The sequence below is a fragment of the Sulfitobacter sp. G21635-S1 genome (assembly GCF_027213915.1).
Taxonomy (GTDB): Bacteria; Pseudomonadota; Alphaproteobacteria; order Rhodobacterales; family Rhodobacteraceae; genus Sulfitobacter.
In genome coordinates this window covers 146,151-171,547 of sequence record NZ_JAPWGV010000004.1, presented here as the reverse complement: position 1 = coordinate 171,547, position 25,397 = coordinate 146,151, and the positions used below count along the sequence as shown (strand labels likewise).

At 63.1% G+C, this 25,397-nt stretch carries 24 protein-coding genes; 15 read left to right on the top strand and 9 right to left on the bottom strand.

The window, feature by feature from the left end:
- Positions 1 to 68: 68 nt before the first annotated feature.
- On the bottom strand, positions 69 to 779 hold the full coding sequence (locus O4H53_RS06635; RefSeq protein WP_269362360.1) for an FMN-dependent NADH-azoreductase: 711 nt from the start codon (positions 777 to 779) through the stop codon (positions 69 to 71).
- Positions 780 to 902: 123 nt separating this feature from the next.
- On the opposite strand from O4H53_RS06635, the gene O4H53_RS06630 reads away from it, so the two are divergent.
- Positions 903 to 1,781: a LysR substrate-binding domain-containing protein gene (locus tag O4H53_RS06630; protein WP_269362358.1), complete on the top strand. Its 879-nt coding sequence runs from the start codon at positions 903 to 905 to the stop codon at positions 1,779 to 1,781.
- A 1-nt stretch (position 1,782) separates the two neighbouring features.
- Here O4H53_RS06630 and O4H53_RS06625 read toward each other — a convergent pair whose 3' ends face one another.
- The 7 genes from O4H53_RS06625 to O4H53_RS06595 all read right to left on the bottom strand — a co-directional run bounded on the left by O4H53_RS06625 (position 1,783) and on the right by O4H53_RS06595 (position 8,595).
- The gene (locus O4H53_RS06625; protein ID WP_269362356.1) at positions 1,783 to 2,478 is read right to left on the bottom strand and encodes an urea carboxylase-associated family protein; all 696 of its coding nucleotides are present in this window, start codon (positions 2,476 to 2,478) and stop codon (positions 1,783 to 1,785) included.
- Positions 2,475 to 3,374: a polysaccharide deacetylase family protein gene (locus O4H53_RS06620; protein WP_269362354.1), complete on the bottom strand. Its 900-nt coding sequence runs from the start codon at positions 3,372 to 3,374 to the stop codon at positions 2,475 to 2,477. The genes O4H53_RS06625 and O4H53_RS06620 overlap by 4 nt, the downstream gene beginning before the upstream one ends.
- On the bottom strand, positions 3,371 to 4,621 hold the full coding sequence (locus O4H53_RS06615) for an amidase family protein (RefSeq protein ID WP_269362352.1): 1,251 nt from the start codon (positions 4,619 to 4,621) through the stop codon (positions 3,371 to 3,373). Before O4H53_RS06615 ends, O4H53_RS06620 begins: the two co-directional genes overlap by 4 nt.
- Positions 4,621 to 5,721 (bottom strand): ABC transporter ATP-binding protein, encoded by a 1,101-nt coding sequence (locus O4H53_RS06610; RefSeq protein WP_269362349.1) that lies wholly within the window; start codon positions 5,719 to 5,721, stop codon positions 4,621 to 4,623. Before O4H53_RS06610 ends, O4H53_RS06615 begins: the two co-directional genes overlap by 1 nt.
- A complete protein-coding gene (locus tag O4H53_RS06605) occupies positions 5,718 to 6,539 on the bottom strand; it encodes an ABC transporter permease (protein ID WP_269362347.1) in 822 nt (273 codons plus the stop codon). The genes O4H53_RS06610 and O4H53_RS06605 overlap by 4 nt, the downstream gene beginning before the upstream one ends.
- A gap of 1 nt (position 6,540) precedes the next feature.
- Complete coding sequence (locus tag O4H53_RS06600; RefSeq protein ID WP_269362345.1) at positions 6,541 to 7,407, bottom strand: ABC transporter permease; 867 nt, start codon at positions 7,405 to 7,407, stop codon at positions 6,541 to 6,543.
- 75 nt (positions 7,408 to 7,482) lie between these two features.
- Entirely contained in the window at positions 7,483 to 8,595 is a 1,113-nt protein-coding gene (locus O4H53_RS06595) for a polyamine ABC transporter substrate-binding protein (protein WP_269362343.1), read from the bottom strand.
- Positions 8,596 to 8,703: 108 nt separating this feature from the next.
- On the opposite strand from O4H53_RS06595, the gene O4H53_RS06590 reads away from it, so the two are divergent.
- Positions 8,704 to 9,648, top strand: a complete 945-nt coding sequence (locus O4H53_RS06590) for a LysR family transcriptional regulator (protein WP_269362341.1) — start codon at positions 8,704 to 8,706, stop codon at positions 9,646 to 9,648.
- An 18-nt stretch (positions 9,649 to 9,666) separates the two neighbouring features.
- Here O4H53_RS06590 and O4H53_RS06585 read toward each other — a convergent pair whose 3' ends face one another.
- Complete coding sequence (locus tag O4H53_RS06585) at positions 9,667 to 10,596, bottom strand: LysR family transcriptional regulator (RefSeq protein ID WP_114275040.1); 930 nt, start codon at positions 10,594 to 10,596, stop codon at positions 9,667 to 9,669.
- Between the two features lie 211 nt (positions 10,597 to 10,807).
- Between O4H53_RS06585 and pxpA the strand changes: the two genes are divergently transcribed.
- The 13 genes from pxpA to O4H53_RS06520 all read left to right on the top strand — a co-directional run bounded on the left by pxpA (position 10,808) and on the right by O4H53_RS06520 (position 25,388).
- Positions 10,808 to 11,548: a 5-oxoprolinase subunit PxpA gene (gene pxpA, locus O4H53_RS06580; protein ID WP_269362338.1), complete on the top strand. Its 741-nt coding sequence runs from the start codon at positions 10,808 to 10,810 to the stop codon at positions 11,546 to 11,548.
- Between the two features lie 29 nt (positions 11,549 to 11,577).
- Positions 11,578 to 11,820, top strand: coding sequence for an acetyl-CoA carboxylase (locus tag O4H53_RS06575; RefSeq protein ID WP_114274825.1), 243 nt, complete (start codon positions 11,578 to 11,580; stop codon positions 11,818 to 11,820).
- A 7-nt stretch (positions 11,821 to 11,827) separates the two neighbouring features.
- Positions 11,828 to 13,207, top strand: coding sequence for an acetyl-CoA carboxylase biotin carboxylase subunit (locus O4H53_RS06570; RefSeq protein ID WP_269362335.1), 1,380 nt, complete (start codon positions 11,828 to 11,830; stop codon positions 13,205 to 13,207).
- 1 nt (position 13,208) lies between these two features.
- Positions 13,209 to 14,084, top strand: a complete 876-nt coding sequence (locus O4H53_RS06565) for a 5-oxoprolinase subunit B family protein (protein WP_269362333.1) — start codon at positions 13,209 to 13,211, stop codon at positions 14,082 to 14,084.
- Positions 14,074 to 15,048 (top strand): biotin-dependent carboxyltransferase family protein, encoded by a 975-nt coding sequence (locus O4H53_RS06560; protein ID WP_269362331.1) that lies wholly within the window; start codon positions 14,074 to 14,076, stop codon positions 15,046 to 15,048. The genes O4H53_RS06565 and O4H53_RS06560 overlap by 11 nt, the downstream gene beginning before the upstream one ends.
- Positions 15,049 to 15,482: 434 nt before the next feature.
- A complete protein-coding gene (torT, locus tag O4H53_RS06555) occupies positions 15,483 to 16,532 on the top strand; it encodes a TMAO reductase system periplasmic protein TorT (RefSeq protein WP_269362329.1) in 1,050 nt (349 codons plus the stop codon).
- A gap of 18 nt (positions 16,533 to 16,550) precedes the next feature.
- The gene (locus tag O4H53_RS06550; RefSeq protein ID WP_269362327.1) at positions 16,551 to 18,131 is read left to right on the top strand and encodes a sugar ABC transporter ATP-binding protein; all 1,581 of its coding nucleotides are present in this window, start codon (positions 16,551 to 16,553) and stop codon (positions 18,129 to 18,131) included.
- Position 18,132: 1 nt separating this feature from the next.
- On the top strand, positions 18,133 to 19,137 hold the full coding sequence (locus tag O4H53_RS06545) for an ABC transporter permease (protein ID WP_269362325.1): 1,005 nt from the start codon (positions 18,133 to 18,135) through the stop codon (positions 19,135 to 19,137).
- Positions 19,130 to 20,113: an ABC transporter permease gene (locus O4H53_RS06540; RefSeq protein WP_269362323.1), complete on the top strand. Its 984-nt coding sequence runs from the start codon at positions 19,130 to 19,132 to the stop codon at positions 20,111 to 20,113. The genes O4H53_RS06545 and O4H53_RS06540 overlap by 8 nt, the downstream gene beginning before the upstream one ends.
- A gap of 14 nt (positions 20,114 to 20,127) precedes the next feature.
- Positions 20,128 to 20,277, top strand: a complete 150-nt coding sequence (locus O4H53_RS06535; protein ID WP_269362321.1) for a hypothetical protein — start codon at positions 20,128 to 20,130, stop codon at positions 20,275 to 20,277.
- A gap of 53 nt (positions 20,278 to 20,330) precedes the next feature.
- Complete coding sequence (locus O4H53_RS06530) at positions 20,331 to 21,293, top strand: helix-turn-helix domain-containing protein (protein ID WP_269362319.1); 963 nt, start codon at positions 20,331 to 20,333, stop codon at positions 21,291 to 21,293.
- A gap of 102 nt (positions 21,294 to 21,395) precedes the next feature.
- Positions 21,396 to 23,423 carry a hydantoinase/oxoprolinase family protein gene (locus tag O4H53_RS06525; RefSeq protein ID WP_269362317.1) on the top strand — a complete coding sequence of 676 codons (2,028 nt, stop codon included), beginning with the start codon at positions 21,396 to 21,398 and terminating at the stop codon, positions 23,421 to 23,423.
- A gap of 3 nt (positions 23,424 to 23,426) precedes the next feature.
- Positions 23,427 to 25,388: a hydantoinase B/oxoprolinase family protein gene (locus tag O4H53_RS06520; RefSeq protein ID WP_269362316.1), complete on the top strand. Its 1,962-nt coding sequence runs from the start codon at positions 23,427 to 23,429 to the stop codon at positions 25,386 to 25,388.
- The last annotated feature ends 9 nt before the right edge of the window (positions 25,389 to 25,397 follow it).

Genomic DNA, 25,397 nt, shown 5'->3' with positions numbered 1-25,397 from the left:
CTGCGCCTCCGAAGTTCAGGAAGGCGCCTTCCGAACCTCCACACCGCAGGCTGCTCCGGAGAGACGGGTCAGCAATGTGACACCAAGGCCGGTTCTGCGCGATAGCTGTTATCTGGCGCCTTGCCGGTCGCCTGGCCGAACCGCTGCGCCATGGCGCGCGCCGCCTCTTTTGCCGTGGCCACGGAGCGCGCATGGCGGGCATCCTTGAACTCCTGGTACTCGATGGCGATTGTCTGGATATCCGCCGCATTCACCCCCAGATAATGCGCGCAGGCGGCAATCGCGGGGTCCAGCGCGTTCAGATGCGCCCGTGGCCCGCCGGGTTCAAACCCGAACTCGCCGCGCGATGACAGGACGACCAGTTGCTTGCCCTTCAGGATCGGCTCGATCGGCACGTCACCCCGCGCCAGATCGAAAGAGAAGGTCCGCCCGATCCGGGCGATGTGATCAATCCAGCCCTTCAGCGCGGCAGGCATCCCGTAGTTGTACATCGGCGCGCCCAGCAGGATGATATCCGCGGCTTCGACCTCGTCGATCAGCCGGTCCGACAAGGCCAGCCGCTCGGCCATCCAGTCTTCGCGGGCCTCGGGCGGGGTAAAGGCCGCGTGGATAAACCGGTGATCAATCGCCGGAACCGGGTCTTGCCCGATGTCGCGGGTGATCACCCTGGCATCCGGGTTGGCGGCCAGAAATTCGCTCGTGAAGAGCCCGGTCAGCATGCGGGTCAGCGAGCGGTCTTCCAGCTGTGCGCTGGCGTCGATACGAAGCAGGGTGGTCATGGTGTTCTCCTTTGTGGGGGCCGGTGTGGCCCCGTCACAGCAGGAGGTAGCAGCGGCCAAAACCTTTGGCCAAAGCGAATATTTCAGGCATAAGATGAATGAGATTCACCCTGCGGGACGACCATGCGCAAATTGCCACCCCTACACGCCCTGCGCGCCTTTGAGGCCGCTGCCCGGCATCTGCATTTTGCCGATGCAGCAGAGGAACTGGGCCTGACGCCGACCGCGATCAGCCATCAGGTGCGGCAATTGGAAGAGATTCTGGGGGTGACATTGTTCCACCGCTTTCCACGGCCCGTGCGCCTGACGGCGGCGGGGGAAAAGCTGTTTCCGGTGCTGCGCCAGGCGCTGGACCAGATTGCAGGCACAATCGACCAACTGGCCGTTACCACCGCCGAAACACCGCTGCGCCTCTCGGTGACCATGGCCTTTGCCAGCCGCTGGCTGATGGCGCGCCTGCCGCGCCTGCGTGCAGAGACGGGGCTGAAGATCACGATAGAGGCCGCCGACCTGCCCGCCGATCTGCATGCCTCGGATATCGACATGGCAATCCGCTATGCGGGCCAGCCCGATGACCGGGCGGAATGGCACCGGCTGTTTGACGATGCGATCATTCCGGTCTGTGCGCCGGATCTGGCGAAGCTGCCGCTGACCCCGGATGACCTTTTGTCGCTGCCTTTGCTGGACTACCGCTGGAAATCCGCCTCGCAGAATGCACCCAGCTGGCAGCGCTGGCACGCCCGCGCAGGCGTCAGGGCATCACTGCCCGCTGTGGCCCAGACCTTCTCCGAAGAGATCCACGCGATTGACGCGGCGGTGTCAGGGCAGGGCGCGGTGCTGGCCTCGCAGCTTCTGGTGGCGGATCTGCTCAACACCGGTCAGCTTGTGCAGCTCTCCGAGATCGCCTTGCCCGGCCTGACCTATTGGGCGGTGTTCCTGCCCACTCATCCGGATCAGGCCCGTCTGGCGCAACTGCTGGGCTGGTTGCGCCAGCAAAGCTGAATCAGGCGGCCGAGACGGTCACCGACAGGCTGCGCGGCACCGCATCTGCGCCATTGATCGGCAACAGATCCATCGGACAGGCGGAGACCACGGCAATCAGGTCCATCTCGGCCCGAAACATCACCGTGTCACCGGCCCGCGAGACCGGCGGCAGCCAGACCATCTCGCCCCCGGGACGGGCAGGCGTGTTCATCCACAGGTTGAAGGGGCAGGGCACCTGCGGCAGGGCCAGGCCAATCGCCGCCAGGGCCATGCGCAGATTGTCGGTGCAATTGTCATGATACCCCTGATGACCCAGCTCGTGATAGCGGTGAATGTCGCAAGAGGCGACAAGCGTGTCATGCACCCCCTCGGAACTGTCAGAGACCAGTGTCAGGATCGCCCGCCTGCGGTTGGTCACCAGCGCATCACCGGCAGCGGGGCAGAGTTTGCGCAGGTTCGGGCGCATATGTTCCATCGACAGATGCTCACCGGGGTCGGCGGCGCTGAAGGCCCAGAAATCCGCCACCTGACTGCCGTGGGTGTTGGTGACCTTCAGCATCTGCCCGCGTTTCACACGGATGGCGCGGCCCTGACGTGCCGGCACGTCATAGGCTGTGTCCAGATGCGGCCGGCCCAGATCACCCACAGTCTCAATGGCCGAAGGGTTGCTGCCATCGGGGCGGGCGGGGTCGAAAGGAAGGGGGAAATCGCTCATCTTGATACTCCTTGAAAGACGGCTGAGGGATAGGGCGCTGCCGATTCCACATGCGGTGTCCAGACGCCGCTGTCGCGCAGCTGCCGGACATGTGCGGCGATGTCTTCCAGCGGGGCGAACCAGACCTCGGGGCGGGCCAAAACGGTCTCCAGCCAGCGTTCCACCACCCGCCAGCGCGCCAGCCGCCCGGTCAGGAACGGGTGCCAGATGCCGACCCATAATCCGCCCGCTTCATATTGCGCCTCGAACTCGGCAAAGGAGGCCTCCAGCCCCTGCGCGGGGCTCATCACCGGCATCATATAGCCGATCTCGGCATAATGGGCGAAGGGGGGCCAGTCGTCGCTGCCCCAATGGACGGGGACTTCGATCAGATCCCCCTTGGCCGCGGACAGGACATAGGGCAGGTCGTCGGCCATCATGGATGAATCATAGGTCAGCCCATGGGCGATGGCCAGGTCGATGACCTTTGGCGTGACGTTGTAGACCGGCGCGCGGTAGCCGCGTGGGGTCTGGCCGGTGGCGCCTTTGTGAACCTCCAGCGCGCGTTCGAACCAACAGGTCTGCTCGGCATCGGACATCTCGGCAGGGTCCTCGTGCAGATAGCCGTGCAGCCCGATTTCATGGCCGTCTTTCAGAATTGCCTCGACGGTTTCAGGATAGGTTTCCATCACCCAGCCGGGCATGAAGAACGATTGCTTCAGCCCCAGCCGACGATAGGTTTCCAGAATCCGCGGCACCCCGGCGTTGGGGCCATAGCGGCCCATGCTGATGGGGTACAACCGCCGGTGGCTGTCGGCGGGACGCGCGATGTGGATCAGGCTGTCGGCATCGACGTCAAAGGTGATGGCACAGGCGCAGCGCGCGCCATTGGGCCAGGGGATCGGATTGCGGATCATGGGCAAAGTCCTTTCAGCTCAAGGGCGTGTTCCAGCTTGCAGGCGGCTATCAGCAGCGCACGGTCACAATGGGGCGCGCCGACCAGTTGCAGGCCGATCCACTGCCCCGCAGCGGTCTGCCCGACCGGCAGCGTGACAGCGGGCAGGTCCAGCAGGCTGGCGGGCATGGTCAGGCTCAGCGCCTGCTGATTGATGCGCGCATAGGTTTCGGGATCGGAGAGCAAAGGTTCAGCCAATGGTGCGCCAAAGGGCACGGTTGGCAGCGCGATGAGGGTATCGGGGGCGGGCCAGCGCCCGCGCAGATCCACCGCGCTGGTGCGGAGCTTTGCCATGGCATCAGGTGATAGCCGCGCCGCCCTCTGCAGCCGCGCGGCCACCAGCGGGTCGACCTGTGCAACGGCCTCCGACTGGAGCAGGTCGTGGTAAAGCGCTGCGGCATTGGCCCCGCCGGGCCAGCCCTGCGCTGCAATCAGGTCCATCGCATCCGAGAGCAGGCTGCGTGGCTTTTGTGTCATGGCAAACCTTTGGCTGTGCGCGGCTTCCACTGCGCTGCGCACCGTATCGGCAACTTCCGATCTGGCCCGCGCCGTCGCATATTGGTCCAGCCAGATCTGTGGCGCGCTGTCAGGTTCATCCGCGTCGCCGCTCAAAATCGCATCCAGATCAAGCAGATCACGGGCAGTGCAGGTGATCAGCCCAACGGTGTCATAATCCGGCGCCAGCGGCAGCACGCCTGTCATCGGATAACGCCCGCGTGTGGGTCGAAACCCGAACAGCCCGTGAAACGCCGCCGGAACACGGCAGGACCCGGCAGTATCGGTTCCCACCGCCAGCCGCACCATGCCACGCGCCACCGATGCCGCCGCCCCCGAAGAGGACCCGCCCGGCACCCGCCCCGCGATCAGGGGGGTGCCGAAATGCGGGTTCTGGCCGATGCCGGAGAAGGCGAATTCCGACAGGTTCGTGGTGCCGATGGTGATCAACCCCGCCGCCGCCGCGCGGCGCACCACCCCGGCATCCGCGGGCGCGGGGGGCGTGTTCAGCCGGGTTTTCGACCCCGCCGTGGTCACCACATCGGCCAGTGCGATCATGTCCTTCCATGACACGGTGGCCCCATAGAGCGCCCCTTGTCCGCTTGCTGGCGCAAGACGGTCAGCCTCGCGCCTTGCACGCTCCCCGGTGACCGTCAGAAAGACATCGGGCGCGGCCCGCGCCGCAGCCAGCGCCCGGTCAAGCGGCATGGCCATCACGCCACCGCCTTCAACGCAGGGGCGCCCAGCAGCACCCCGTCCTCCGGGTGCCAGGAGGCATAGACCTGCTGCCCCGCCCGTGCCGACAGCCGCTCAAGATCGCGCTGCTGAAGCTGGGCGACAATCCCGGTGCCCGCCGCCGTTTCCAGATGCAGGTTGACGACGGCGCCCGCAAATTCTTCCGACATCAGGGTGCAGGGCACCTCGTTGGTGCCCCAGCCGGGCTGGGTGGTCACATTGATCCGGTCGGCGCGCACCGCGAGGTCGCATCTGGTGCCACGCTGCGCGCTGGCAGGGTCCGCGATCTGCAACAACCCGTCCGCGCTGTCGATCCCGATCTTGCCCTCTTTGGTGGATTTCAGCACGCCGCTGAACAGGCTGATACCGCCGACAAACTGCGCAACGAACCGAGACCGGGGCCGCAGGAAAATATCCTGCGGGGTGCCCAGCTGCTCGATCCGGCCCGCGTTCATGATCACCACGCGGTCGGCCAGCGAAAAGGCCTCCGAATGGCTGTGCGTCACATAGACAAAGGTGATGCCCAACTCGCGCTGCAACCGTTTCAGCTCGCCCTGCATCCGGATCGACATATGCGCATCCAGCGCCGACAGCGGCTCATCCAGCAGCAGCACCTTGGGCTGCAACACCAGTGACCGCGCCAACGCCACGCGCTGCCGCTGCCCGCCCGACAGCTTCGCCACATTGCGATCGGCGAACCCCGCGATGCCCAGCCGCTCCAGCCATTCGGCACAGCGCCGTTGCCGTTCGGGGGCGGGCACCTTTTTCATGCGCAGGCCGAATTCGACGTTTTCCCGCACGGTCATATAGGGAAACAGCGCCAGGTTCTGCCAGACCAGCGGCGTCTCGCGCTGCCAGACCGGCAGGTCGTTGATCTGCTGCCCCTCCAGCCGGATTTCGCCGCGCGTCGGGTCCTCCAGCCCTGCCATCATGCGCAATGTCGTCGTCTTGCCGCAGCCCGAGGGGCCCATGATGGCAAGGAACTCGCCCGCATCCACACTCAGGTCGATGTCCTTGACGGCCTCGAAGGTGCCGTAGGATTTGTTCAGGTTGTGCAATTCCAGAAGTGGTTGGGTCATGGCGACACCTCCTTGTTTTTGTGGGATTTCGTGCTGCGCATCAGCAAAAGCTGCGCGGCAAAGACCAGGCTGAGCGTGGCGGCAAAGGCCAGGGTGCCGATCACATGGATGGTCGGGTCGACCTGTCCCTGCAATGTGTTCAGCACGGTGACGGGAACGGTCTGTTCCAGCCCGCCGACAAACCAGGCGATGGCGTATTCATCCAGCGACACGGCAAAGGTGATCAGCGCCGCCGCACCGATGGCAGGTGCCGCATGTGGCAGCACGATCAGACGCAGGGCCTGCCCCGGCGTCGCGCCCAGGTTTTGCGCGGCGGTCTCATATTCCGGCGGCATCTGTTCCAGCCGCAGACGACAGATCGCCATGGCAAAGGGGGTGGCGACAACCACATGGGCCAGGATGATCGACCCCACCGTGCCCGACAGCCCGATCCGCGAAAAGAACGCCAGCATGGCAAGGCTCAACACCACAATCGGCACCGTCGGCGGCAGCAGCGCCAAGGCCAGCACCATGCGCTGCCCGAAGAACCGGAACCGGAAGTCGGCATAGGCGGCAGCAAAGCCCAGCGTGGTGGCCACCAATGCCGTGCTCAGCGCGATGGTCAGGCTGTTTTTCAACGCCTCCAGCACGCGGGCATCTGCAAAGACCTGGGCGTACCATTTCGTGCTGAACCGCGTGATGTCGAGGCTGGGAAACCTGTCGGCGCTGAAGGAAAAGACCAGGGCAGACAGGATCGGCGCATAGAGGATCACAAAGACCAGCATCAGCCCCGTGAACCAGACCCAGGCAGGCAGCGCGTGTTTCAGATGGCTGTTCATCTCAGTTTCCTTTCTGGCGATAGGCCCAGGCCACGGTGACCAGCGACGTCAGCAGCAGCACCGCCATCATCAGCAGCGACACCACCGCCGCGCGGGGCCATTGCTGGCCGCCCCGGATCAGGTCGGTCAGCAGGATCGGCAGAGTCTGGAAAACGCCGCCGCCCAGATAGGTGGCGCTGACGAATTCGGCATAGCTCAGCAAAAAGGCAAACAGCACGCCAAGGGTCAGACCCGGACGGGCGGCGGGCAGGATGATATGCCGCAAGACCTGCAGCGGACGCGCCCCCAGATTGACCGCCGCCGACATCTCGGTGCGGTCCACATTGCCCAGCGCCAGGGTTTGCAGCACCAGCACCACGGGCAGGGTCAGGGTGGCATGCCCCAGAAACAGCGCGGTATAGCTGTTCAGCAGGCTGGCCCCGGACAGGCCGACGCTGTGGAACATCTGCGGCAACACGCCGCCTTCGCCCAGAAACACCTGCAGCGAATAGATCCTGACCAGATAGCTGGTGAAAAACGGTGCCAGGGCAAGACCCAGAAAGGTCAGCCTTCTGGCGGGCGAGATCAGGAACGCCATCGCGTAAGAGGCCGGAAAGGCCAGCAATGACACCAGAACAGCGCTGAGCAGGGACAGCCCGTAGCTGCGCCAGAAGCTGGACCACAGAAAATCGAGCGACAGCACATAAGTCCAGGCCGACAGCGAAAAGTCGGGGGTCAGGCGATAGTTCTGCACCGACCAGAACGACATGGCGATCAGCAGCAGCATCGGGCCCAGAAAGAACAGCGCGAACCAGACCGGCAGCGGGGCGGCCCACAGGGCAAACCATCCACGCCGGCGCAAGCGCAGCTTTGCGGATAAGACAGACATCGGATTTCCTTTGAATGAAGGGCGGCCCGTCCCGCGCCTGTCAGTGGCGGTGGGGGACGGACCCTTGGGGGCGGCTCAGGCGTTTTTGTAGCGCACCCAGGCGTCGTTCCAGCTTTCCAGCGATTGCTGGACGGGCAGGCGGCGCAGCTGAATGCGCCCGGCGCGGATTTCATCCAGCGCGTTTGGCCCGGTCAGGCTCATGTTCTGGCGTGCGGCCTCATTCGGGTTGGTCTCGTTCAGCATCGCCCAGCCCGCCCGCGTCGGCACCATCGCGGGGTACGCCCTGAGCGTGGCTGTCGCCACCTGGCCGCGCGGGCTCATCATGTAGCGGATGAATTCCCGGGCCAGATCCTGATTGCGCGACCCCTTGCCGATGGACAGCGACTCGGTCCATTGCAGCCCGCCCTGTTCGGGAATGGTGGTGGCAACATTGGCCCCGTCGCGCTGCAGGACGCCGGTGATCCAGTCGCCGATCCCCGGCATCGCCGCCACCTCGCCCGAGCGCAGGGCAGACAGCGTGCCACCGTAGTCATAAAAACCCCGCACCTGGGGCCGCAGCGTCAGCGCCGCCTCCTGCACCTGCTGCCAGGCGGCCGTGTCCAGGTCAAAGGGGGCCGGATTGCCTTCGATCAGGCTGATGGTGCCAAAGTTGGGCAGATGCCAGTCGAATTGCCCGACCTTGCCGCGCAGGTTTTCCTGCCACATCGCCCTGTAGCTGCGCGCCTCCGAGCGGCTGATCGCGTCCAGATGATGCGACAGCCCCAGAAAGCCAAAGCGCAGGAACACCGCGTAAAGACCGTCATCATACCAATGGCCCTCGAACTTCTGGAACTCGGGGAAGAAATCATCAAACGGATAATCCGCCGGATCCAGCTGTTCGATGTAATCGGCCTGATACAACTGCGAGACATATTCGGCGTCGGCCAGGATAACGTCATAGGTTCCGGCCGGCGACTGGGCAAACTGCGCCAGCATCTGATCACCGCCGACATATTCCTTGGCGCGGATGCGCACGTTATGGGCCTGTTCAAAGGGGCCAACGACCTCCGGGTCGGCGTGGCCTGCCCATGTCAGCATGGTCAGCTCGCGCTGCGCCTGCGCCCGCACAACCGACGGGGCGGCCAGCACGGCACCCGCAGCCAGACCGCTTTTCAGCAGCGCGCGGCGTGAATATTGAAAATTTGACATATCGTTTTTCTCCCTGTTTTGTGACTGCCACCTTCTGCGAAACGCCCCATTTGCTACAAATTCGTTTATCTCAGGGGGTCTTGAGCAAAACTTCACGAAGGACAAAGGATGCGACGGCTTCCGCCCCTGAATGCGATCCGCGCCTTTGAGGCGGTTGCGCGCTGCCTCAGCTTCTCGGCCGCCGCCGACGAACTGGGCGTGACCACGACAGCGGTCAGCCACCAGATCCGGCATCTGGAAAGCTATCTGGGCTTCAAGCTGATCGTGCGAAACCCCCGCGACATCGCGCTGACCCCCGCGGGCGCAGAGATGTTTCCGAAACTGCGCGAAGGGTTCGACCTGCTGGCCGAGGCCTTTTCGGTGCTGAATGTGGACATCGAAAAGAACGTGTTGCGCGTCACCACAACCCGCGCCTTTGCCGACAACTGGCTGCTGCCCCGGCTCTCGCGCTTTCTGGCCGAAAATCCCGGGATTCAGGTCGAGCTTGTTACCGACGATGCGGTGCGTGACCTGTCTTCGGACCGGCTCGACGTGGCGATCCGCTATGGCCAGAGCCCCAGAGACGCCGCCGACAGCATCCTGTTTTCGGATGCCTATCGCCCGATTGGCCGAAAGGACGTGATCGAGAACGGGTCAGGCACCTATCCGGTGATCGGATTTTACTGGAACAACAAAGATCTGGACGGCCCTGTCTGGGCCCGCTGGGCACATGATTCCGCGCAGAGTTTCGCGGTGGCGGGCGTCCTGAACTGCAGCGATGAATCCGCGGCTTTCGAGGCGCTGGATCAGGGGCTGGGCCTGCTGTTGTGCAGCAACATCCTCGCCGCAGACCGGCTTTCGGCGGGCACCCATCAAAGCCTGGGGGATCTGCAGATCGAGGGGTTTCAATATTACATCGTCACCAATCACGCCTCCCGCGCCAAACCTGCCGCAAAGGTCTTTATCACCTGGCTGCAGGCGCTTGCGCGCGAGACCGCCCGGCAGGTCGAATGCACGCAGGAACAGCAGCGCGGCCCGACCGGGGGCGCAGATCAGCAGGAACACCCTTCCTGAACAACGCCCGCTTGCACACTACTCGGCGGGTTTGGACAAGGGCCCGCCCGACCCCTGCACCGCCAGCTTCATGAATTCCAGAAACGACAGCGCGGCGGGGCAAAGCTCGGCGGCGCGGGGCCAGGCCAATCCGACGTCCATCGTCGGCAGCGTGTCGGTGATATCAATCACATCGACCTTGCTGCCATCCAGCGACCAGGGCCGGTAGACCATGTTCGACAGGATGGAGACCCCCATGCCGGTCGCGACCATGCTGCGGATCGCTTCAACCGAAGAGGTCTTGAAGATGATGTTGGGCTTTGTCGGCAGGTGATCCCAATAATGTTTCGCGGTCTCTGATGCCTCATCCACCGTCAGCATGATATAGGGTTCCCTGGCAACATCGCTGAGCGACACGGATTTCGCCGACAACAGCGGGTGGTTCGCCTGCAGCCACAGCCTGCGCCGCGACCGCAGCAGCACCGTATGATCTATGGCGCTGCGGTTCTTGAGGTTCGAGGTCAGCATGACCGCCACATCGAACCGCCCGTTGGTCAGCCCCTCTTCGATGGCCACCCGCTCGGCTTCGACAAGGGTCACCTGGACATTCGGCAGCGCCTGCTGAAAGCGCAGCAGAAGCGGCGGCAGGAAATACCCCCCCACCGTATAGGTCACGGCAAGGTTGAAGGTGCCGATCACATCTCGCTGAACCCGCCGGGGAATGCGAATCGCCTCTTCGACGGAATCGATGATCCCCCGCGCATGGTTGAGGAACAGGCTGCCCTCATAGGTCAGGGTCACCCCGCCGGCATGGCGGTCGAACAGCGATGTGCCGATCAGCTCTTCCAGCGCCTTGATCGCCGTGGTGATCGCGGATTGCGAGACGTTGATCTCGCTTGCGGCCTTGGAAATCTGGCCCGCATCGGCAGCGGCGATGAAATAACGGATCTGGCGCAGGCTTGGGGTCATGGCAGGTTTCCTTGTGGGGCGGCGCCGCAGCGCAGGGCCAAAGCGGGCGCCGCAGGCAGGCAAAGCATTATCTGTTTTTCAGAATGTACTACCTGAAAAATCATATTTTACAATCAAGTCATGCCCTGCGTAGCCTTGGCGCAACGACGCATCGGCCAGCAGGATTTGGCGGCGCATCAGTGATTTACCTTGGCATTTCCGGGAGGCTGAAATGGCTGTCGACATCAATTGTGACATGGGAGAGAGCTTTGCGCTCTACAGGCTGGGCGACGATGACGCTCTGATGCCCCTGATAACGGAGGCGAATATCGCCTGCGGTTTCCACGGATCGGACCCCAATCACATGCGCCACGCGGTGCGCTCGGCCAAGCAGCATGGCGTGCGGATCGGCGCCCATGTCGCGCTGCCCGACCTGTCCGGCTTCGGCCGCCGCGAAATGGTGATCGACCGGGCCGAGATGGCCAATATCGTGCTTTACCAGATTGGCGCATTGAATGAATTTCTGGCGGTCGAGGGGCTCAACCTGTCTCACGTCAAGCCGCATGGCGCGCTCTATGGGATGGCCGCGCGGCACGAGCATATTGCCCATGCGATCTGCGATGCCTCCGAACATCTCGGCGTGCCGATCTTCGGCCTTGCCGGTACGCTGCACGAAGAGATCTATACCGCACGCGGTCTGGGGTTCCGGGCCGAATTCTTTGCCGATCTCGATTACGACGACAATGGCAAGCTGATCATCACCCGCGAACATGATGCCAAGGACCCGGCGGAAGTTGCCGCCAAGGTGCTGCGCGCGGTGGACGAAGGCATCGTTCTGAGCGCCGCCAAGATGCCAAGCAATGTGCGCGCCGAAACCATCTGCGTCCATTCCGATACGCCCGGTGCCGTCGAAATCACCCAAGCCGTGCGCGCCGCCCTCGGCGACCGGCTGGCAACGCGCGCGGATGCCTGAACACCCAACAACCCGACAGGAGAGAAAACATGGCCAAATCTGAAATCCGCTCCCCGCTGCCCGGTGTCTTTTACCGCCGTCCTTCCCCGGAAGAGAAAAACTACAAGGAGGTCGGCGACGACGTGAAAGCGGGCGATGTCGTGGGTCTGGTCGAGGTGATGAAGACCTATACCGAGGTGAAATCCGACGCAGATGGAAAACTGACCGCCTTCCTGGCCGAGGACGAGGATGCGATCATGCCCGGCCAGGTCATCGCCGAACTGGAAAGCTGAGCGCATCATGGGGATCACAAAGCTTCTGATTGCCAATCGCGGCGAAATTGCCGTCAGGATCATCCGGGCGGCAAAGGAAATGGGCATCCGCACCGTGCAGGTCCACAGTGCGGCGGATGCCGGGTCGCTGGCCGTCGAAATGGCCGATGAGGCGATCGAGATCGGGCCGCCGCCAGCCTCCAAATCCTATCTGAACATTGCCGCCATTCTGGATGCCGCCCGGCAAAGCGGCGCGGACGGTATCCATCCGGGCTATGGTTTCCTGGCCGAGAATGCCGATTTCGCCGATGCGGTCGAGGCCGCCGGCATCGCCTTTGTCGGGCCGACGGGCGACATGATCCGCGCGATGGGGGACAAGGCCTCGGCCCGCCGCGCCGCGCAAAAGGCCGGGGTACCCACGGTGCCCGGCAGTGACGGCGTGATCGGCGACCTGGCAGAGGCGGCCCGCAGCGCCGATGAAATCGGCTATCCGGTCATGATCAAGGCCACAGCGGGCGGTGGCGGGCGCGGCATCCGCGTGGCCGAAAACGCCCGGGACTTTGCCAATCTTGCCCCCCAGGCCGCGGCAGAGGCGAAATCGGCCTTTGGCGACGGCGGGCTCTATCTGGAAAAACTGATCGCCAGGGCGCGCCATATCGAAGTGCAGATTCTCGGCGACGGCACCAACTTCGTGCATTGTTTCGAACGCGAATGTTCCCTGCAGCGCCGCCGCCAGAAGGTCTGGGAAGAGGCCCCGTCGATGGCCCTGACCGACGCCCAGCGCGCCGATCTTTGCATGAGCGCGGTGGCGCTGGCGCAGGCGGTCAAGTATCGCGGCGCAGGCACGGTCGAATACCTATACGACGATGAAACCGGCGCCTTCTATTTCATCGAAATGAACACCCGGATCCAGGTCGAACATCCGGTCACCGAATGCGTGACCGGGCTGGACCTTGTGGCAGAGATGATTGCCATTGCCGGGGGCAAACCGCTTTCCGTGCGTCAGGAGGACATCCAACTGCGTGGCCATGCCATCGAGGTGCGCATCAACGCCGAGGATCCGGCCAATAATTTCGCGCCTTTCCCCGGCATCGTCGATGGGTTCCGCGCCCCCGGCGGGCCGGGCGTGCGCTTCGATCACATGCTCTACGACGGCTACCAGATCCCGCCGTTCTACGATTCCCTGCTGGGCAAACTGATCGTCACCGCAGATGATCGTCCGGCGGCCATCACCCGGCTGAAACGTGCGGTGGGCGAATTGCGCACAGGCGGGTTGAAGACAACCGCGCCCCTGTTCCTCGCCCTGGCGGAGGACGCCGATGTGCAGGCCGGGAACTACCACACAAAATGGCTTGAGCCATGGCTCGCAGAGCATGCCGGGACATTTTCAGATGAGGAAGGTACATAACATGACATCCAGATATACCTTTGGCGGCGACGAACATGTGTTCGTCGAGGTCAGCGAGGAAATGTCGCTTGAGGCATTCTTCACCACGCTTTCGATGACCAATGCCGTGCGCGATGCCAAGATCGACGGGGTGACCGAAATCTGCCCGGCCAATGCCTCGTTCCAGATCAAGTTCGACCCCGATGTGATCCATCCCGATGCGCTGATGGACAGGCTCAAGTCGATGGAGGCCACCGCCGCCAAACAGGAGCCGAAGCTGACAACCCGGATCATCGAGATCCCGGTCTATTACCAGGATCCCTGGACCCATGAGACCCTGATGCGGTTCCGCGAAAGGCATCAGGACCCGGAAGCCACCGATATCGAATATGCGGCGCGGATCAACGGCTATGACAGCGTCGATGCCTTTATCGCGGCCCATTCCGGCGCGCCCTGGTTCGTTTCCATGGTCGGTTTTGTCTCCGGTCTGCCCTTCCTCTATCAGATGGTGGAACGGGAACGGCAGATACAGGTGCCCAAATACCTGCGTCCGCGCACCGACACCCCGAAGCTGACCGTGGGATACGGCGGCTGCTTCTCCTGCATCTATTCCGTGCGCGGGGCAGGGGGTTACCAGATGTTCGGCGTGACGCCGATGCCGATCTACGACCCGGAACAGAAGACAGGCTACCTCAAGGACTTCATGGTCTTCTTCAAACCCGGCGACATCGTGAAATGGAAGCCGATCGACCGCGCCGAATATGACCGCTGCCTGGCCGCGGTCGAGGCGAACACCTATGCGCCCCGCATCCGCGAGGTGGTGTTTTCCCTTGATGAGTTCAACGCGGATATCAACGGCACCAACGCCAGGCTGGAGGAGGCTCTTTATGCCGATTAATGTCATAACATCCGGTTTCGCCACGACAATTCAGGATCTGGGTCGTCCGGGCTATTATCACCTTGGCATCCCCATGGGCGGCGCGATGGACCGTTTCGCCCTGCGCTGCGCCAATATGCTGGTGGGTAATGATGAAGGTGCCGCAGGCCTGGAATGTGTCTTCATGGGGCCGGAACTGGAATTCACCGAAGATTGCACCTTTGCCGTGACCGGCGGCGACCTGCCCCCCAAGCTGGATGGCGAAGTGCTCGAATCCTGGACAGCAATTCCCGTGAAGGCGGGCCAGAAACTGTCGTTCGATTACCTGCGCTCCGGCGCACGGGCCTATATCGCCTTTTCGGGGGGCATCGACACGCCGCTCGATCTGGGCAGCCGCTCCACCTATCCCATCGGTGCCCTCGGCGGCATCGACGGGCGCGCGGTGCAGCCTGGCGATACGCTGCCTCTGGGGGCGGCTGACGGCAAGGCGAAAACCGGCGCGCATATCCCCGAAAACCTGCGGCGCATGCCGGCAAGGGAAACCGAACTCAGGGTCCTGCCCGGGCTCTACTGGCACCGCATCACAGAGGCATCGGGCACCCGGTTCTTTGAGGAAACCTGGAAGGTCGCATCCGAAGCGGACCGCATGGGCTATCGCTTCAAGGGCGGCACGCCGCTGGAATTCGTGGACCGCGAACCACCCTTCGGCGCGGGCTCCGACCCCTCCAACATCACCGACGCCTGCTATCCCTATGGCTCGGTCCAGGTGCCCAGCGGGACAGAACCGATCATTCTGCACCGCGACGCGGTCTCCGGCGGCGGCTACTTCATGATCGGCACGGTGATTTCCGCCGATATGGACCTGATCGGGCAGTTGCAGCCCAATGTGCCGACCCGCTTCGTCAAGGTGGACATGGACACGGCGCTGTCCGCCCGCCGGGACCGCGCCAAAGCCCTGGATGCGGTCCGGGCGCATCTGGCCTGAAACCGCCGAGGGTGGCCAGGCGCCACCCTCGACCCATCACGCAGATGCCAGGTGCCGCGCGGTTCACGGACCGCCACCAGACCACAACCGGAACGAGAGATCTGGAGAAGGAGGAAAACGACAGGGCAAGATATCCGATTTTCCGATATTAAGAGTATGAAAATCGTATTTTACAATATCATGGGGAGAGGCCTAGTCTCAGGCAGACGGCCCTGAAGCGTCAATGCGACCCAACGCCCAAAGGGGCATGTTCGCGGATCTCTTCATGAAAGGCCGCTTATAACCAATAATAAGTCCGCTGCCCGTTTCATACTGCGAACTACAACCAACGACCAAATTTGGCGAACCGGGCCGGAGGGCCGGGCGCACCACATCGGCGCTTATAATGCGAAAAAGCAACCCGCGCTGTTCATCAACAAGACTGGGAGTCCAACATGAAGAAAACACTCAACAGCATTTCGACAGCCGCCCTCATTGCGGCGGGCCTGACCACCACGGCAGCCGCGCAGGATGCGATCTGGCCGTTCGACGTGGTCAACTCCGCCGGTGGCGGCAGCGAAATCGTCTCTTATCAGGGGCTGGAGAAGGCTGAGAAACCCTGGCACATCTGCGTGCTCTTTCCGCATATGAAAGACAGCTACTGGGTCGGCGTGAACTACGGCATCGTCGATCAGGCCCGCAAGCTGGGCGTCAAGGCGACCATCCTCGAAGCGGGCGGCTATACCGAAGCGGCCAAACAGGTGTCCCAGTACAACGATTGCGTGGCGCTCGGCGTCGATGCCATCGTGATCGGTGCAATCTCCGAAGCGGGTCTGGCCAAGAGCATGGCCGAAGGCAACGAAAAGGGCATCGTGCAGGTCGGTGTCATCAACCCGATGAGCGATGTCGCAGGCGCGCGGATCTTTGCGAATTACGACGATGCCGCAGAGGCGGGCGCGAAATTCCTCGCGGACATGACCGAGGGCAAGCCCATGCGCATGGTCCACTTCCCCGGCCCGCAGGGCTCCGGCTGGGCCGAAGCATCGACCGAAGGGGTCGAGCGCGGCATCGAGGGCAGCGGCATCGAACTGCTGGAAGCCAAATACGGCGACACCGGCAAGAGCATCCAGCTGCGCCTGGTCGAGGATGCCCTGCAGGCCTATGACGACGTGAACATCATCTATGGCACGGCTGTCACCGCCGAAGTGGCCAAACAGGCCCTGGAAGAAGCCGGCAACGACGATGCCCTGATCGCGGCCTATTACTCGAACGAAGGGATGGTCGATCTGGTCAAATCCGGCGTCGTGACCGCCACGGTAACGGAATCCCCCGTCATGGAAGCGCGCATCGCCATGGACCTCGCCGTGCGCATTCTGGAAGGCAAGGATCACCTGGTGGAGCTCAACCCCTCGATGACCGTGCTGACCAAGGACAACATCGACAGCTTCGACATGAGCCGCTCGTTCGCCCCCGCGGATTGGGAACCCGTCTACGCGGTCGAGTAACCCCTCATGACAGAACACATGATTGAACCGGACGCAGCACTTGCGTCCGGCCATCCCGCGCATAAGGCCGGGGAAACATTGATCGAACTGCGCGACCTCGACAAATCCTATGGCGCCTTCAAGGCCTTGCAGGGCATGCAGTTCGAGCTTCGCGCCGGTGAAGTCCACGTCCTGTTCGGTGAGAACGGGGCGGGGAAATCGACGCTGATCCAGATCATCTGCGGCGCGCAGGGGTTTGACAGCGGCAGCTACCGTCTTTTCGGCGAACCGGTCTCGGTGATGACCCCGGCGCTGGCCCATGACAAGGGCGTCAGCATCGTGTTTCAGGAATTCAGCCTGATCCCCGAAATGACGGTCGAGGAGAACCTGTTTCTGGGCCACGAGATGGTACAGGGCCTGCGGCTTGCCAAAACCGAAATGCGCCGCAAGGTGCATGCGGTGCTGGACCGTCTGGGCTTTGCCCTTGATCCGCGCGCCAGGGTGCGCAACCTGCGCCGCGCCCACCAGCAGATGGTGGAGATCGCAAAGGCCCTGCTCTGGGACTGCCGGGTGCTGATCCTGGACGAGCCGACCGCCTCGCTCACCGATCAGGAAGCCGCTCAGCTTTTCGACATCATCGAACAATTGCGCGCCGATGGTCTGGGCATTGTCTATGTCTCGCACCGCATGCCCGAGATTTCGCGGCTGGCGGATCGCGTCACGGTGCTCAGGGACGGCAAATACATCGACACTGTCCAGATGGCCGACACAAGCGAGAAAGAACTGGTTCAACTGATGACCGGGCGCACCTTCGACGAATTCTTTCCCGAGATCACCCGCTCTGCAGGCGACACGCTCATGCAGTTCGAGGGCGTCACCCTGCAGCGCGGCATGGCCCATGACCTGAGCTTCAGCGTGCGCCGGGGCGAGGTGTTGGGCTTTGCCGGTCTGGCGGGCTGCGGCAAGTCCGAAGTCCTGCGCGCGGCCTTCGGGCTGGAGCCGCTTTCCAGCGGCCAGATCACCTGCGGCAGCACAAGGCTTGAGCGCCACTCCCCCCGCAAGGCGCTGGGCAACCGCATCTGCTATTTCCCCTCCGACCGCGCGACCGAAGGTCTGGCGATGAGCCAGAACCTGATCAGCAACAGCACGGTCGCCGCCCTCGATGACGAAAAATTCTCCCGCCGCGGCATGTTGCTCAAACGCCCCGCCGAACGATCCTTTACCAAAGAAATCATCGAGAAACTGAAAATCCGCACGCCGGGGCTGAACGCCAGGGCCGATCAATTGTCCGGCGGCAACAAGCAAAAGCTGATGATCGCGCGCGGCCTGTCGCGGGAATTCGACATCTTTCTCTTCGATGAACCGACCGTCGGCGTCGACATCCAGGCCAAGCTGGAAATCTACGATGTGATCAAGACGCTGACCGAAGCAGGCAAGGCGGTGGTGATCGCCTCCTCCGAACTGGCAGAGGTCATGCATATGTCGCACCGGGTCATCGTGATGCGCGAAGGCGCCATCGTCGGAGAGCTGGACGGCGACGAGGTGACCGAACAGGCCCTGCTGTCGCATTTCTTCGCCCATGAAGAACCTGCGGCGCAAGCGGCGGGGGAGGTGAATTAAGATGACCGTTCAAACCATCCGGAGCACCGCGCGCCGCAACCGCATACTTGCCTCCATCGGTATCCTGCCCATCGTGCTGATCGTGACCTGCGGGCTGCTTGCCCTCTATGAACCCCGGTTCCTGCGCAGCTCGAACCTGATCAACGTGCTGCGCAACGCCTCTTTCCTGTCGATCATCTCTGCCGGGCAGATGCTGGTGATCATCGTCGGCGGTTTCGACATCTCGGTCGGGGCCATCGTGGCACTGACCTCGGTCAGCTCGGCCCTGTCCATCGTCTGGCTGGCGGACCTCGGCATCGCAAGCACGGCTGTGGTCGTCGCCCTCGGATGCCTGCTGGGGCTGATCCCCGGCATCCTGGTCGGCCTCGCCAACGGGTTTTTCGTCAGCGTGATGAAAATCTCGCCCTTCATGGTGACCATCGGCACGATGACCATGGCGGCGGGCATTGCCGGATATGTGACCGGCGGAACGCCGATCTATGACCTGCCAGAGCTTTTCACCCGCGAGATCGGGCGCGGCAGCCTGTTCCGGCTGCCCTATATCGTCTATGCGGCGGCACTTGTGCTGTGCCTGCTGTGGTACATGCAGACCCAGACCCGGCTGGGCCGCTATTTCTATGCCGTCGGCGGAAATGAAAAGGCGGCGCGGCTGTCCGGGCTGAACACCCGCAAATACATCTGGGCCGCCTATGTCCTCAGTGCGCTGCTGGCGGGCATCGTCGGGCTGTTTCTGACCGCGCGGGTCGGCTCGGGCGAGGCGACCCTTGGCAGCAACCTGATGCTGGAAAGCATTTCCGTGGCCGTCATCGGCGGCGTGGCCCTGAAAGGCGGGGTGGGGCGCATCCCGATGGTCGCCCTCAGCGCGCTGTTCCTGTCGGTGCTCAGCAACGGGATGAGCCTGATCCGCATCGACAGCAAATACCACATCATCATCATCGGCATCGTGATCGTCATCGCGGTGGCCGCCGAAAGCTACCGCGAACGCCGGAGGGCCGGACATGGCTGACCAGACCCAAAGCACCCCGCTGGACATGCGCGCCATCGCCCCGCATCTGCTCTTGCCGCTGGCCATCATCGGGGTGGTGGTGTTCTTTGCCGCCCTGCAACCCGCAATGATCTCCGGCGGCAATGTCGTCAACATCATGAAGCAATCCTCGCTGTTCTTCTTTGTTGCGGCGGCACAGCTTGTTGTCATCATCACCCGGGGCTTTGACCTGTCGGTGGGGGCCAATGTCTCGCTGGTGTCGGTGGTGTCCTCGATGGTGATGACCAGCCTGCTGCCCGGTCTCGGCACCGGGATCGGCGTCTTTGCAGGGGTCTGCACCGGCCTGGCCATCGGTGCGGCCCTGGGCGCGATCAACGGGGCGCTTGTCGCCTATGCGCGGATCAACCCCTTCATCGTCACCCTTGCGACGATGAGCATCTTCACCGGCATCGCCACAACGGTTTCGGGCGGCTTCCCGATCTTCAACCTGCCCGAAGGGTTCAGCTTTGCCCTGAACCAGATGAAGATCCTGGCGCTGCCGATCCCGCTGGTGATCGCGGGCGCGGTGGCCTGGGCGCTGCATTTCATGCTGACCCGCACCGTGCATGGCCGGGTCCTCTATGTGCTCGGCGACAGCAATGAGGTCGCCCATGTCGGCGGACGGCGGGTGCGCGAACATCTGTTCTTTGCCTATGTCACCAGCGGCATCCTGGCCGCGATTGCCGGCTTGCTGATGACCGCGCAGACCGGATCGGGGGAGCCGAACCTGGGCACCTCGCTGGTCCTCAGCAGCATCGCGGCGGCGGTCATCGGCGGTGCATCCCTGCGCGGCGGCACCGGGACGATCTCCGCCCCGATCTACGGCGCCTTGCTGATCACCTGCCTGTCGATCGGGATGAACCTGCAACAGATCAACGGCTCCTTGCAGCCGGTGGTGATCGGGGCAATCCTGATATTCGGCGCAGCACTCGACGCCTATCGAACCCGTGGACGGTAAGGAAAGGACAGATCATGTGTGACGCAACCGCAGCCGGAACCGCCGTCGGCAAGGTCTTTATGCGGAACGACCGGACCCGCGTGACCGAATGGCGCTTTGCCGGGCGCGGGGCAAAGCTTTATGCGCAAATCGCCAAGTATTCGAATGGCGATAAGATAGGTTGAATTCAACGAGTCGGCCGGTTCACGCCGGAACACGGCCGACAGGGGAGAAGACGATGTATTTTTCGACGGACCATTGCGGTACAATGAACAAGGACGAAGTCTGGACCCGGACCTTGTCCGACACCTATTTCCCGCTCTCGGCAAAATGCGCCCGGCCCGAAACCTTCAAGGGCTCCTTGCAGTCCTGGCGGCTGGGCAACCTCGGCCTGTCCGAGATGAACTGCGACGGCGTCAAATACATCCGCACCAGGTCGCATTTCACCAACGAGCAGGAAAGCAGCCTGCTGATCACCATCCCGCATAAATCGGACGTCTGCTTCCAGCAGGGGGCCCGCGACACCAGCTGCAGCCCCGGCAGCTTCCTGGTGGAACGCGGTGACCTGCCTTATGAATTCTCCCATGGGCAGGCCAACAAGCTCTGGGTGCTCAAGGTGCCCACCGCCAGCGTGCGTTCGCGGCTGGGTGCCACCGACCGGCTTGGCGCGCTGACCTTTGACGCCAGCTCGGGGGTGGGTTCCTATTTCCTGGGGTCGGTGCGCAATACCATCGAAAGCATTGAACTGATCGGCGATGCCGCCCGGGAAATGGCCGGGCAGCACCTGCTGGACCTTCTGTGCCTGTCAATGCGCAGCGACAACCGCATCCTCGACAGCACCGCCTCGACGATCCGCGCGGCGCATTTGCAGCGGGCCGAACAATTCATCCGCGACAACCTCGCCAACCCCAACCTGAACTCCCAGGTCGTGGCGGAATCCTGCGGCATCTCGCTGCGCTATCTGCAACGGCTCTTTGCCGAGAATGACCATTCCGTCGTTGGCTACATCCGCGACAAGCGGCTGACCCGCTGCCACGAGATGCTGCGCATGGTGAACAACACCAGCACCATGGCCCAGATCGCCCATAAATGGGGGTTCTACGACCAGGCGCAGTTCTGCAAACACTACAGAGCCCGGTTCGGCTGCACCCCGACCGATACCCGAAAACAGACCCGGCTGGAGGCCATGGCCCGAAGCTGACGCACCCGAAAGTAAAATGCGCCACCACCCAAAGCTGTGCTTTCGGGTGACCGATACCGGCTTGCCGGCATCTGTGGCCTCAACCGAAGTAGGAAAGCAGAGATGACAAAAACGAGAGTCGCAGTCGATGTCGGGGGCACCTTCACCGATGTCTGCATCATGGACGAAGACACCGGCCAGATCCGGATCGAAAAGACCCCCTCGACCCCCGATGATCCGATGCGCGCCATCATGACGGGCATTTCGGATGCCGGGATCGACCTCGGCGATGTCACGATGTTTTCCCATGGCACCACGGTGGCCACCAATGCGCTGATCACCCGCAAACTGCCCCGCGCGGCGATGGTCTGCACCGAAGGCTTCCGCGATGTGGTCGAAATCCGCCGCTCCAACAAGGAGGATCTCTGGGACACCTACAAGGATGTCGCCAAACCCTATATCCCGCGCCGCGACCGGTTGACCGTGAAGGAACGGATCGACGCGGCAGGCAAGGTCATCACCGAACTGGACGAGGCCGAGGCCCGCCGCGTGGCCCGGATCCTCAAAAAGCGGGACGTAAAGGCCATCGCGGTCTGCTTCATCAATTCCTACGTCAACGGCGACCACGAGGTCCGGATGCGCGACATCCTGCGCGCGGAAATGCCGGATGTGCATATCTCCATCTCCTCGCAGATCATGCCGGAAATCTTCGAACACGAGCGTTTTTCAACCACCATGGTGAATGCCGTGGTCTCGCCTGTCGTGGTCGATTACGTCTCCCGGCTGGGCGACAAGCTGGCCGAGGGCGGCTATACCCGCGACCTGCTGCTGCTGCACACCGGCGGCGGCGTGATGACCCCGGCCAGCGTCAAGGATTTTGCCGCGCGTCTGGCCGGGTCCGGCATTGCGGCGGGGGCGCTGGCCAGCCGCTTCATCGGCAACCTCTGCGGCTATGAAAACTCCATCGGCTTTGACATGGGCGGCACCTCCACCGATGTCTCGCTTTGCTTTCAGGGCAATTCGACAGTGACCAAGGATTGGTACATCGAATACGGCTACCCGATCCGCTTTCCCTCCATCGAAGTGCTGACCATCGGCGCCGGCGGCGGCTCGCTGGCCTGGAAGGACGAAGGCGGCTCGCTGCGCAACGGGCCACAATCGGCAGGGGCCTTCCCCGGTCCGGCCTGCTATTCCAACGGCAATGAGGTCGCCACCAACAGCGATGCCAATGTGGTGCTGGGCCGTCTGGGCCACAGCCTGGCGGGGGGCGACATCACGCTGGACGCGGGGCTGGCGGAAAAGGCAATCCGCGAAACCGTGGCCACGCCTTTCGACATGGAACTGCACGAGGCCGCAGAGGCGGTCATCGACGTGGCCAATGCGAACATGGCCAACGCCGTGCGCCTGCTCTCGATCAGCCGCGGCCACGATCCCCGCGACTTTGCGCTGGTGGCCTTTGGCGGCGCGGGCGCCCTGCACGGCGCCGCCGTGGCCAAGGAACTGTCCATCCCGGTGGTGATCGTGCCGCCGAACCCCGGCGTGACCTCGGCGATGGGCTGCCTGCTGGTCGACATCCAGCACGACTTTTCCGACAGCTTCATGGCCGATGCCTCGCAAACCGCGCCCGAAGACCTCGAAGCCGCCTTTGCGCGGATCGAAAAGGAAGCCGTCGACCGGCTGCGTCACGAGGATGTCGCCCCCGAAAACACCGTCCTGCAGCGCACGGTAGAGATGATGTATCAGGGCCAGTGGCGCTCGCTCGCCGTCTCCGCCCCCGCGACGATCACCAGCACCGAAGACCTCGTGCGCGGTTTCCACGATGAACACGAACGCGAATACAACTTCCGCCGCGAGGATGCGCCGGTCAGCATATTCCGGGTGGGCGTCAAGGCCACCGGCGTGGTGCAAAAGGCCGAGCTGCCCTCCTTCGAGGTGACGCCCCATGCGCCGGACCCCGCCAGCCAGCGCGATGTCTGGTTCAAGGGGAAAAGCTGCCGCACCGATGTCTATGACCGCGCCACCATGAAGGCGGGCGCGGAATTCACCGGCCCGGCCATCGTCGAACAGGTTGATTCAACCGTGGTGGTCCCCCCCGGCGCCACCGCGAAGATTGACCAATATATGAACATTCTGATCCGCGTGAAGGACTGAGACATGAACATGATGCCAAAACAGGAACTGGACCCGGTCACCTTCGAGGTGCTCAAGAACTCCTTCATCACCTCGGTCGACCAGATGGCCGAGCAGATGCTGCGGACCTGCTATTCCTTCGTGATCTACAACCGCGATTTCTCCAACGGGCTGCACGATGCCGAAGGCAACTGCGTGGCCCAGGGCAATTCCGACATCGCGGTCCATGTCGGCACCCTGCACCATACCTGCAAGGAGGTGATCCGCTTCTTCAAGGGGGACATGTACCCCGGCGATGTCTATGCCATCAACGATCCCTATGCGGGCGGCACCCATTTCAGCGATGTGCGCCTGATCCGGCCGATCTTCGACGAGGAAGAACTGATCGGCTTTTCGCAGTCCAACGGCCATTGGTCCGATCTCGGCGGCTCCGTCCCCGGGTCGTTCAACGTGACCGCCCACGAGATGTTCGGCGAGGCAGTGCGCATCACCCCGATCCGGCTGTTCCACAAGGGCAGGTTCTGCGCCGACGTGGCCAATATGATCGCCGCCAACACCCGCGACCCGGCCTCGATCATCGGTGACATTCATTCACAGGCCCAGGCCACCCAGGTGGCCGAGCGCGAATTGCAGCGGCTGGTGGGCAAATATGGCCGCGATCAGGTCACCCAGGGCATGGACGCGGTTCAGGATTACGTCGAACGCGCCGTGCGCCAGCGCATCCGCGACCTGCCGGACGGCACATGGGAGGCGGTGGATTACATCGACCGCGATCCGGGTGCGGGCGAGGGGATGATCCCGATCCACATCAAGATGACCATCAAGGGCGAAGAGATCACCTATGATTTCGAAGGCAGCCACGCCACTATCGCCTCGATCTACAACTCGGCCCCCGGCGCGACCTTCTCCGCCGTGGTGGCGGGCATGAAGACCTTCTTTCCCGACCTGCCGCTGAACAGCGGCTTCTACCGGATGGTAGAGGTGAAGGCCCCCGCCAACAGCGTCGTCAGCGCCCAGTGGCCGGTGGCGGTGACCGGCTTCCTGATGCCGTTCGAAAAGATCATGAACGCGATCTTCGAAATGTGGTCGCAGATCATGCCGGAACGCGCCATCGCCTGTGCCTTCAACCTGGAATACCTGCTGGCGGGCGGCAACGACCTGCGCAAACCGGACAAGCCGATCTACATGTTCTACGAATGGCTCCCCGGCGGCTGGGGCGGGCGCAACGGCAAGGACGGCAGCGACGTGACCACCGCCTGTTTCGGCACCGGCCTGATGTCCCAGCCCTCCGAAGGCAACGAAAGGGTCAACCCGACCCGCGCGGATGAATTCCAGATCAAGCAGGACAGCCCCGGCCCCGGCAAATGGCGTGGCGGGGCAGGGGTGATCAAGGCTTCGACCCTGCTTGAGGCGGAAAACACCGTCATGTCCTACATCTGCGACCGCGAACGCGCGGTGGTCTGGGGTGTCGAAGGCGGCCTGCCTTCCATGCCGCACGGGTTGATGGTCGAACATGTCGACACCGGCGAGGAAGAATGGCTGGGATCGGTCTTTTCCAACTACAAGATCAAGAGCGGCGACAAGTTCACCCGCCCCACCGCAGGCGGCGGCGGCTATGGCGACCCGATGGAACGGGACCCCGAACATGTCCTGAACGATGTGATCGACGAATATGTCTCCGTCAAACGCGCGGAACTGGACTACGGGGTCGTGATCAGGGTCAATGACGCCGAGATGCTCGACTACGAGATCGACCATGCCGCCACCGAAAAGGCCCGTGCCCATATCCGTGCCAACCGCGTCGGCTGGGCCCGGATGGACCCCGAAGAGGTCTCGCAGATGTACCGCAAGGGCAAGATCAACGAGATGGACGCGGTCCGGAAATACGCGGTGATCCTGGATTGGGGCACCGGCGAGCTGATGCCCAAATCCACCGCGCAGTTCCGCGAAAGTTTCGAGAAACGCTCGGTCTCGCACTGGTCGTGATACTGGGGC

What these genes read in the sequence shown, in the direction of transcription:
- O4H53_RS06635 (WP_269362360.1), bottom strand. Translation starts at nt 779, where the DNA reads ATGACCACCCTGCTTCGTATCGACGCCAGCGCACAGCTGGAAGACCGC.
- O4H53_RS06630 (WP_269362358.1), top strand. Translation starts at nt 903, where the DNA reads ATGCGCAAATTGCCACCCCTACACGCCCTGCGCGCCTTTGAGGCCGCT.
- O4H53_RS06625 (WP_269362356.1), bottom strand. Translation starts at nt 2,478, where the DNA reads ATGAGCGATTTCCCCCTTCCTTTCGACCCCGCCCGCCCCGATGGCAGC.
- O4H53_RS06620 (WP_269362354.1), bottom strand. Translation starts at nt 3,374, where the DNA reads ATGATCCGCAATCCGATCCCCTGGCCCAATGGCGCGCGCTGCGCCTGT.
- O4H53_RS06615 (WP_269362352.1), bottom strand. Translation starts at nt 4,621, where the DNA reads ATGGCCATGCCGCTTGACCGGGCGCTGGCTGCGGCGCGGGCCGCGCCC.
- O4H53_RS06610 (WP_269362349.1), bottom strand. Translation starts at nt 5,721, where the DNA reads ATGACCCAACCACTTCTGGAATTGCACAACCTGAACAAATCCTACGGC.
- O4H53_RS06605 (WP_269362347.1), bottom strand. Translation starts at nt 6,539, where the DNA reads ATGAACAGCCATCTGAAACACGCGCTGCCTGCCTGGGTCTGGTTCACG.
- O4H53_RS06600 (WP_269362345.1), bottom strand. Translation starts at nt 7,407, where the DNA reads ATGTCTGTCTTATCCGCAAAGCTGCGCTTGCGCCGGCGTGGATGGTTT.
- O4H53_RS06595 (WP_269362343.1), bottom strand. Translation starts at nt 8,595, where the DNA reads ATGTCAAATTTTCAATATTCACGCCGCGCGCTGCTGAAAAGCGGTCTG.
- O4H53_RS06590 (WP_269362341.1), top strand. Translation starts at nt 8,704, where the DNA reads ATGCGACGGCTTCCGCCCCTGAATGCGATCCGCGCCTTTGAGGCGGTT.
- O4H53_RS06585 (WP_114275040.1), bottom strand. Translation starts at nt 10,596, where the DNA reads ATGACCCCAAGCCTGCGCCAGATCCGTTATTTCATCGCCGCTGCCGAT.
- pxpA (WP_269362338.1), top strand. Translation starts at nt 10,808, where the DNA reads ATGGCTGTCGACATCAATTGTGACATGGGAGAGAGCTTTGCGCTCTAC.
- O4H53_RS06575 (WP_114274825.1), top strand. Translation starts at nt 11,578, where the DNA reads ATGGCCAAATCTGAAATCCGCTCCCCGCTGCCCGGTGTCTTTTACCGC.
- O4H53_RS06570 (WP_269362335.1), top strand. Translation starts at nt 11,828, where the DNA reads ATGGGGATCACAAAGCTTCTGATTGCCAATCGCGGCGAAATTGCCGTC.
- O4H53_RS06565 (WP_269362333.1), top strand. Translation starts at nt 13,209, where the DNA reads ATGACATCCAGATATACCTTTGGCGGCGACGAACATGTGTTCGTCGAG.
- O4H53_RS06560 (WP_269362331.1), top strand. Translation starts at nt 14,074, where the DNA reads ATGCCGATTAATGTCATAACATCCGGTTTCGCCACGACAATTCAGGAT.
- torT (WP_269362329.1), top strand. Translation starts at nt 15,483, where the DNA reads ATGAAGAAAACACTCAACAGCATTTCGACAGCCGCCCTCATTGCGGCG.
- O4H53_RS06550 (WP_269362327.1), top strand. Translation starts at nt 16,551, where the DNA reads ATGATTGAACCGGACGCAGCACTTGCGTCCGGCCATCCCGCGCATAAG.
- O4H53_RS06545 (WP_269362325.1), top strand. Translation starts at nt 18,133, where the DNA reads ATGACCGTTCAAACCATCCGGAGCACCGCGCGCCGCAACCGCATACTT.
- O4H53_RS06540 (WP_269362323.1), top strand. Translation starts at nt 19,130, where the DNA reads ATGGCTGACCAGACCCAAAGCACCCCGCTGGACATGCGCGCCATCGCC.
- O4H53_RS06535 (WP_269362321.1), top strand. Translation starts at nt 20,128, where the DNA reads ATGTGTGACGCAACCGCAGCCGGAACCGCCGTCGGCAAGGTCTTTATG.
- O4H53_RS06530 (WP_269362319.1), top strand. Translation starts at nt 20,331, where the DNA reads ATGTATTTTTCGACGGACCATTGCGGTACAATGAACAAGGACGAAGTC.
- O4H53_RS06525 (WP_269362317.1), top strand. Translation starts at nt 21,396, where the DNA reads ATGACAAAAACGAGAGTCGCAGTCGATGTCGGGGGCACCTTCACCGAT.
- O4H53_RS06520 (WP_269362316.1), top strand. Translation starts at nt 23,427, where the DNA reads ATGAACATGATGCCAAAACAGGAACTGGACCCGGTCACCTTCGAGGTG.